General features: G+C 56.4%; 6 protein-coding genes and 1 tRNA gene. 4 read left to right on the forward strand and 3 right to left on the reverse strand.

Going from position 1 to position 8,252, the window contains the following annotated elements; translation table 11 throughout:
• Positions 1-64 precede the first annotated feature (64 nt).
• Positions 65-157 (forward strand) — tRNA-Ser (locus HEQ34_RS02975).
• A gap of 34 nt (positions 158-191) precedes the next feature.
• Positions 192-1,460 carry a hypothetical protein gene (locus tag HEQ34_RS02980; RefSeq protein WP_296197141.1) on the forward strand — a complete coding sequence of 423 codons (1,269 nt, stop codon included), beginning with the start codon at positions 192-194 and terminating at the stop codon, positions 1,458-1,460.
• Positions 1,461-1,532: 72 nt separating this feature from the next.
• Here HEQ34_RS02980 and yghU read toward each other — a convergent pair whose 3' ends face one another.
• The gene (gene yghU, locus HEQ34_RS02985; protein WP_296197144.1) at positions 1,533-2,411 is read right to left on the reverse strand and encodes a glutathione-dependent disulfide-bond oxidoreductase; all 879 of its coding nucleotides are present in this window, start codon (positions 2,409-2,411) and stop codon (positions 1,533-1,535) included.
• 147 nt (positions 2,412-2,558) lie between these two features.
• Between yghU and HEQ34_RS02990 the strand changes: the two genes are divergently transcribed.
• Complete coding sequence (locus HEQ34_RS02990) at positions 2,559-3,239, forward strand: crotonase/enoyl-CoA hydratase family protein (protein ID WP_296197147.1); 681 nt, start codon at positions 2,559-2,561, stop codon at positions 3,237-3,239.
• Between the two features lie 161 nt (positions 3,240-3,400).
• Here HEQ34_RS02990 and HEQ34_RS02995 read toward each other — a convergent pair whose 3' ends face one another.
• Positions 3,401-3,748 (reverse strand): DUF559 domain-containing protein, encoded by a 348-nt coding sequence (locus tag HEQ34_RS02995; RefSeq protein ID WP_296197148.1) that lies wholly within the window; start codon positions 3,746-3,748, stop codon positions 3,401-3,403.
• 501 nt (positions 3,749-4,249) lie between these two features.
• Positions 4,250-6,058, reverse strand: a complete 1,809-nt coding sequence (locus tag HEQ34_RS03000; protein ID WP_296197151.1) for an aminopeptidase P family protein — start codon at positions 6,056-6,058, stop codon at positions 4,250-4,252.
• Positions 6,059-6,184: 126 nt separating this feature from the next.
• On the opposite strand from HEQ34_RS03000, the gene HEQ34_RS03005 reads away from it, so the two are divergent.
• On the forward strand, positions 6,185-8,252 hold a 2,068-nt coding region (locus tag HEQ34_RS03005), incomplete at its 3' end, for a S9 family peptidase (protein WP_296197182.1).

Genomic DNA, 8,252 nt, shown 5'->3' on the forward strand with positions numbered 1-8,252 from the left:
CTGTGTCAATAACCATTGCAGCCAGATGCTTGGGCCGCTATAGGCCGCCGATGCCAAGCGCACAGGAGACGTGGGTGAGTGGCTGAAACCAACGGTTTGCTAAACCGTCGTACTGGTAAATCCGGTACCGAGGGTTCGAATCCCTCCGTCTCCGCCAATCTGTGGCCTTGCCAAAGGAAACGTGCGAACCCATGTCGAGAAAACGAAAAGGCCGCACGCGTTTTTTTTCGGCCTTGCGCGGGAAATCGCCGTTTTTTTGGATAAAAACCATCCTCATATTGGTTGTCACAGGCTATCTCGCCTGGCTTTCCTTCATTCATGCGGTGGCCAACATTACATGGGATCGCAACCCCGATGTCGCGTTACGATATGTGCCGGACCACCCCTTGGCATTATCGCGCAAAGCCGACGAAATGTTTGCCGAAAAGCAAGATCCTGCAACCTTGGCCAAGGTTGAAGCAATGGCGAAGCAGTCGCTGCGCGGCGGCGCGCTAAATCCGGTGGCCATTCGTTTGCTGGGCTATGTCGCGGATGTGCGGGGCGACACCAAAAAAGCACGTGAGTTGATGTTGCTGTCACACAAAGTATCCCGCCGGGACTTTGGCACGCAATTATGGCTGATCGAAGATGCCGTGGCGCGGGGGGACAAGAAACAGGCGCTGTATCATTACGACATCGCGATGCGCACAACACCCAGCAGCTTCCCGATATTGTTCCCGACATTGACTGGCGCGCTCAGCGACCCTGAAGTGCGCGTTGCATTGGCACCCATTGTTCGGCAAGCGCCCATCTGGCTGCCATCCTATCTTAGCGAAGCCATCAATACCGTCGAAAACCCCGCGAATCTGGCCGATGTTTTGGTGAAGGCTGGGGGACTGCCTGAAGAAGAGGTCTATCAAAATTTGTCCAATGCCTTGCTCGGGCAGTTGGCGGCCAAGAATAAATTTCCGGCCTTCCGGCAATATTATCTGACCCTCAAGGGCAACAAGCCTGCGGCCTTCCAATCGGCGGCGCTCACCAAAGACACGGTTAATGTGCGTTATCCCGCCATGGGCTGGCAGGTCGTAGAAAATGTCGGCATTGGCGGATCATTTTCGCAACCCGACACTAAGGGACGGGTTTCGCTTTCTGCTTTTGCAGGGTCGGGGGAGCGCGGCGAAGTGATGCGCAAAATGCTTTTCCTTGAACCCGGAAATTACCGCTTTCAGGCGCGATATTCGGCGCTGGAAGGGGTATCTGACGCAGAAATTCGCTGGGATTTGCAGTGTATTTCCGCCGCGGGTAATGTCGACAAATGGTTTGTCTCAACGCCTGTGCGTCGAGGAAATTTTGCGCAAGTTCAGGATTTCAATATTGATAAGGCCTGCCCGAACCAGTTGCTGATATTGCAGGCAGCAGGCGGCAGCAATCAACTCGGCGCGGAATTCACGCTTCGGTCGGTTGATATAACGTCTCGATAAACAAGACGCGCCGGGCCGCACATTCCGGCCAAGCCCTTTACGGCGCTGGCGTCCTCCTAAAGGTCGATGCCCTCAGGCTCCCCCCGCAATCTTATCCTGAGTCTTGGTATCGAAATCGCTTGCGTCATGCCGTTCGTGCAACTGGCTGGCGGGGTCGCCCATGACACGGTTGACCATACGCCCGCGTTTGACGGCAGGCCGCTCGGCGATCTGATCGGTCCAGCGAATGACATTTTTATATTCATGCACCGAAAGGAACGCCCCCGCGTTGTAAATCAATCCTTTGACTAGCGCGCCATACCAAGGCCAAATCGCCATATCTGCAATGGTGTAAGCGTCACCCGCCATATATTCCCGCTCTGCCAAATTGCGGTCAAGAACGTCCAATTGCCGTTTTACCTCCATGGCAAAACGGTCAATGGCATATTCGATCTTAAACGGCGCATAGGCATAAAAATGACCAAAACCGCCGCCCAGATAAGGACCACTGCCCATTTGCCACATCAGCCAGTTGATGGTCTCGGTCCGCGCATGATGCTCGGTCGGGAGGAACGCACCGAATTTCTCCGCCAGATACAAAAGGATCGATCCTGATTCGAAAACCCGCGTTGGCGTGGGCGTTGAATGATCGAACAAAGCGGGGATTTTGGAATTGGGGTTGGCGTCGACAAAGCCGCTGGAAAACTGGTTGCCATCGCGGATGTTGACCAGCCACGCATCATATTCCGCGCCTTGATGGCCAAGCGCCAACAACTCCTCAAGCATTACGGTGACCTTCACGCCATTGGGCGTAGCCAGCGAATATAGCTGCATCGGGTGTTTGCCGACTGGGCGTTCTTTGTCATGGGTGGCGCCTGCAATTGGTCGGTTGATATTGGCGAACTGGCCGCCATTTTCGGTATTCCATTCCCAGACGTCGGCTTGGGTGTATTCGGAAAATGTCTGGGTCATGGGGGTTCCTCAAATATTCGGGTGTTGGTCCGGTGTAGGGCTGTGCTGGAACAATGCCGGGGTGTGAGACGGCGCGCACAACTTTTCAAGTTGACGTGAACGTAAAGCAAGGCTTTAGTCGGATGATTACACCAAGGGAGAGCCAATATGTCCGCCACAGTCGAGATCGCCAACGACATCGCCTTGATCCGCATGGACGATAATAAGGCCAATGCGATCAACTTCGAGATGATTGCCGCGCTCAACGCCGCGCTCGACACCGCCGAGGCCGAAGCAAAAGCGATTGTCCTGACTGGACGTGAAGGGCGGTTCTCCGGCGGATTTGACCTGAACGCTTTTGCCAGCCTTGGCCCCGATGGCGTGTATAAGTTGCTGGATGCGGGCGCGGAACTGTTGTTGCGCCTGTATGGCGGACCGCTGCCCGTGGTGGCGGCCTGCACTGGCCATGCGATCGCCATGGGCGTGTTCATCCTGCACGCGTGCGACACGCGCATTGGCACCGCGGGCGACTATAAAATCGGCGCGAATGAGGCGATTACGGGTATGAACTTGCCCATCTTTGCAATGGAGCTGGCGCGGGATCGGCTTCATCCAGCACATCTGACCCGCGCGATGGTGCAGGGCTTTATCTACACCCCCGAAGGCGCCGTTGAGGCGGGCTATCTGGATATGCTGGCACCCGCAAATGAGGTGGAAGCGAAAGCCTTAGCCGTTGCCGGCCAACTCGCGCAGCTCCCCGCCCCTGCATATGCATGGAACAAAAAGGCCATCCGCAAAGCAACGCTCGACCGCATCCGCGCAAGCCTGGGCGCGCATCATAAGGTGTGAAATCCCCTCTCCCGGTGGGAGAGGATACGAAGCCTTGGCGCTTGCGCTTAGGCGGAGTTGGTGAGGGGTTCTGCCTTCCCGACAGAACACAGCCCCTCACCCAGCTACGACTAGCAAGCAAGCTTGCAAGTCTGCGCAACCCTCTCCCACAGGAGAGGGGGTTACGCCCCCTTTGCGTTCAAAACGGCAAGCCGGATCATCTCCAGCACATCTTCTGTATTCGCCAATACATCTTCATTCCAGAATCGGATGACGCTATAGCCCGCCGCCTCCAACGCCCTGGTTCGCGCCGCGTCCTTCTCGATCTGAACATTATGCTGCCCGCCGTCCAGTTCGACAATCAGCTTGGCCTCGACACATAAAAAGTCTGCTACATAAGGCTCCACCGGCACCTGAAACCGAAACTTCGCCCCCTCCATCTGGCGGTTACGCAAATAGCGCCAAAGTCTGGCCTCAGCCTCAGTCCGCTCCCGGCGAAGTATCCGCGCAACAGGCGTAAGCCGTTTCATAAGAGATGCTTAGCACTTTCCTTCTGCAATTGTGAAGGGGTTTCGCCCTGTCGGGAAGGTTGTTAGGCATGGGCCTAACCCCCTCTCCTTTGGGAGAGGCAGCGAGACTTGCGATCTCTGATCGCTAGTCGCAGCGGTGAGGGGTACTGCGCCATCGGAAGAACGCACCCCCTCACCAACTCCGCCTAATTCCCCCGGATTACATCCGGGGTCATAAGGCTCCATATCCTCTCCCACAGGAGAGGGGGTTTTTGGCTTGCTCGCGGCTTTGTGTCTTTGTGTGAGATTATGATTTTCAACGCTGCGCGGGTGGTTCGCACGAAGACACGAAGACACGAAGACGCGAAGATGGCCTAAACACGGCAGCGCACAGGCAAAACTTCATTTTCGTCGCTGAGTTGAATTGCGACACCACATCCTTGAATATGGCATCCTTTTATAGATGTAAAACCGGGTAAAACGGTCTCATCAACGGACAACTCAATTTTCTCCAGAACAACCTCATCCCCGCACCAACCCTACACAAGCCTCCGTCGCCCACGCCAGCGCGTCACCCTCCAACTGTGGCCTGACAATATCAAGCACCTTAATGTGGTAATCATTCCACCAGCGCAGTTCGTCGGTATTGAGCAAACTGACATCCACCAAATTCTTGTCAATCGGCGCGAAGGTCAGTGTTTCAAACCCGAAATAGCGGCCTTCTGCGCCTGCAATCTGACGTTCCTCGACCAGCACGAGATTTTCGATGCGGATGCCATATTCGCCTTGTTTGTAGTAACCGGGCTCGTTCGACAGGATCATGCCCGCTTGCAATGGCTCGTCGCTGCCTGCCTGACCGCCAGCGAACTTCGCAATGCGTTGGGGCCCTTCATGCACTGCTAGGAAACTGCCGACGCCATGGCCCGTGCCATGGGCGTAATCGAGGCCGGCCTGCCAGAGCGAGGCGCGCGCCATGCTGTCCAATTGCGCGCCTCTGGTGCCTTCGGGGAAGACGGCGCAGGCCAAGGCAATATGGCCCTTGAGAACGCGGGTGAAGCGGTCCTTCATCTCGGCGGTGGGTTCGCCCGGGCCGACCCAGATGGTGCGGGTAACGTCGGTGGTGCCGTCCAAATATTGTCCGCCGCTATCGACGAGATAGATGCTGTTGGGTGCAATGCTGCGGTTGGTGCTTTCATCGACCTTATAATGGCAATGCGCGCCATTGGGGCCAGTGGCCGAGATGGTGTCGAACGACAAATCCTTGAGCATGCCGGTATCTTCGCGGAATGCCTTCAACCGTGCGGCGGCGGATAATTCATTCAATTCGCCTTTATACGCGGTTTCGCGCATCCAATGCAGGAACCGGCTTAACGCGGCGCCATCGCGGGCTTGCGCGGCGCGGTGGCCGGATTGTTCGATAGGGTTTTTGACCGCCTTGGGCAGGATGGTCGGGTCGCGCGCCTCGATGATGTGCGCCCCGCCAGCTTGCAGTGCGCCAAAGATGGCGGCGACCGCCCGGTCGGGGTCAACGGCAATGCGCTTGCCGGTCATCGACCGCAGTTCCGGCACAAATTCCGACGGATCGCGCAAGCGCACGGCATTCCCGAGATGCGCGCGTACCGCGTCGTCAACCTTTTCGGGCGCGACAAAAAGGTCCGCCGTGCCATCGGCATGGGCAAGCACAAAGCTGAGCGCGACGGGGGTGTTCGCCACGTCGGAGCCGCGGATGTTCAGTAACCACGCCACCGAATCGAGCGCGGAAATAACGGTGCTATCGAGCGTGTTCGCCGTCAGCCACTCGGCCACAGCGGCGCGTTTTTCGGCGCTGCTCTGCCCTGCATATTGGGTGTCATGTACGATGAGCTTGGCCACGCTTTTCTGCGGCTGTTCGGCCCACACCCTGTCGATTGGATTGCTTTTGACCGCAATCAGCTCAGCGCCCTTGGTGGCCAGTGCCTTGGTCGCGCTTTCGACCCAGCCTTTGGTATGGACCCATGCGTCATAGCCGATGCGCGCGCCACCCGGGGCATATTCTTGCAACCAGTCGGCGATGCTGGTTTGCGGTACGCCCACATATTGCCAGTTTTTGCCATCGACTTGTTCTCGCACCTGCAACGTGTAACGGCCATCGGTGAAGATCGCCGCCTGTTCAGACAATACCACCGCTGACCCAGCAGACCCCCCAAAACCCGTAAGCCAACCAAGCCGTTGCGCATAATCGCCGACATATTCCGACATATGTTCGTCGCATATGGGCACGACAAAGCCGTCCAGTTGTTCTTTCTTCAATTGTGCGCGCAGGGCGGCGAGGCGGTCTTCATAGCTAGACATTTCGGACTTCCGTTCATATGGTTATCTTATCTATATACGCTAGGAAGGTTTGTCATGAAAGCTCTGCTCCCACTCATTTTTGCAACCAGCGCATTATCCTCGCCCGCATTCGCCCAGAAAGAACCCATGACCGAAAAAGCCGCCGCGCAAATCAAGCCTCCTGTCGCCGTCAAGCGTCCGCATCAGGCAACCTATCACAATGTGACGATTACCGATGATTATCACTGGCTACGCGATTCAAGCTATCCAACGATTGATGATGCCGAGATATTGGCGCATCTCAATGCCGAAAACGCCTATTTCGAAGCACAAATGGCACCGCAGGCCAAGCTGACCGAAACGATTTTTCAGGAAATGAAAGGCCGCGTCAAAGAAGATGACAGCAGCGTTCCGCAAAAGGATGGCGACTATATCTATTGGTCGAAATTCGAAGAGGGCGCGCAATATCGCAAGCATTATCGCAAGCCCGTCGCCGGCGGCACGGACCAGCTTATCCTTGACGAAAATGAGCTCGCCAAGGGCAAGGCCTATTTCCGCCTTGGTGCCGCAGAGATCAGCCCTGATGGCAAGATTTTGGCCTATGCTTATGATGATAACGGGTCGGAACGCTTCGACCTGCATTTCCGCAATTTGGAAACCGGCGAAAAATTGGCCGACATCATCCCCGGCACGCTGTCCAGCATTGTCTGGTCATCGGACGGCAAGGGCGTTGTCTATGGCCTTGCCAACGAAAATTGGCGCACCGACAATGCGTGGTATCACAAATTGGGCGATGAACTCAGCAAGGCGAAGCTGCTGTATAAGGAGCAGGATATCGGCTTTAGCGTCGGCGTTGGCCTGACCGCGCAAGAGGATTGGATCGTCATTGGCGCGGGCGACAATGTCACCAGCGAAGTGCGCTTGGTGCCCGCCAATGATCCGACCGCGCCGCCCATCATGGTATCCCCGCGCAAAACCGGACGGCAATATAGCGTCGATGTCCGCGACGGCGCATTGTTCATTCTGACCAATGATGATCATGTGAACTTCCGCGTGGCCACCGCCAGTATGAAGGCACCTGCTGACTGGAAAACATTGATTGCCGGGTCCGACCGCCATTATTTGACTGGCCTGTCGTTGTTCAAGAATTTCTATGTGACCGAAGGCCGTATAGATGGCCTCGATCAAGTCGAAATCCGCGATTATGCCGATGCCAAAAAGGTTGAGCGGATCAAATTTCCCGAGGCAAGCTATGACGCCGGCTTGGGCGACAACCCCGAATATGATGTGACGAAGCTGCGGCTTGGGTATGAATCAATGGTCACGCCCGACACGGTGTTTGACTACCACCTCGCCGACGGTCGTCTGGAAACATTGAAGGTGCAGGAAATCCCCAGCGGATATGATCCTGCCCAATATGTCACCGAGCGCGTGATGATCACCGCGCGCGACGGGACGAAGGTGCCGGTTTCCATCCTCTCCAAAAAGGGTTTCAAGAAAGACGGCAGTCAGCCGCTGCATCTCTATGCCTATGGCGCATATGGTTACGCGATGCCGCCGGGCTTCAGCGCCAACCGGCTGTCGATGGTCGACCGCGGCTTTGCGTATGCGATTGCGCATATTCGTGGTGGCGATGATTTGGGCTATCAATGGTATCTGGATGGCAAGCTGACCAAGCGGACCAACACCTTCAACGACTTTGTCGATGCGGCCAAGGGCCTGATCGACCTGGGCTTCACCAGCAAGGGCAAGGTGACCGCAAGTGGCGGTTCGGCGGGCGGCGAACTCATGGGCGCTGTCGTCAATCAGGCACCGGAATTGTTCGGCGCGGTGGTTAGCCATGTCGCCTTTGTCGATGTGCTCAACACCATGTTGGATAAGGACCTGCCATTGACGCCGGGCGAATGGCCCGAATGGGGCAACCCGATCACCGACAAAGCTGCGTTCGATTATATCCGCAGCTATTCGCCTTATGACAATGTCGAAGCAAAAGCCTATCCGCCCATGCTATGGACCGCAGGCCTGAACGACCCACGCGTCACTTATTGGGAACCCGCCAAGATGGTGGCAAAGCTGCGCGACATGAAGACCGACGACAATGTGCTTTTGCTCAAAACCAACATGGGCGCAGGCCATGGCGGCAAGTCCGGACGGTTCGAACGCTTGCGCGAAAATGCCGAAGAGGCGGCGTTTATTGTGTGGCAGATGGGGTTGG

The organism is Sphingorhabdus sp., from assembly GCF_023910635.1.
Lineage (GTDB): Bacteria > Pseudomonadota > Alphaproteobacteria > Sphingomonadales > Sphingomonadaceae > Sphingorhabdus_B.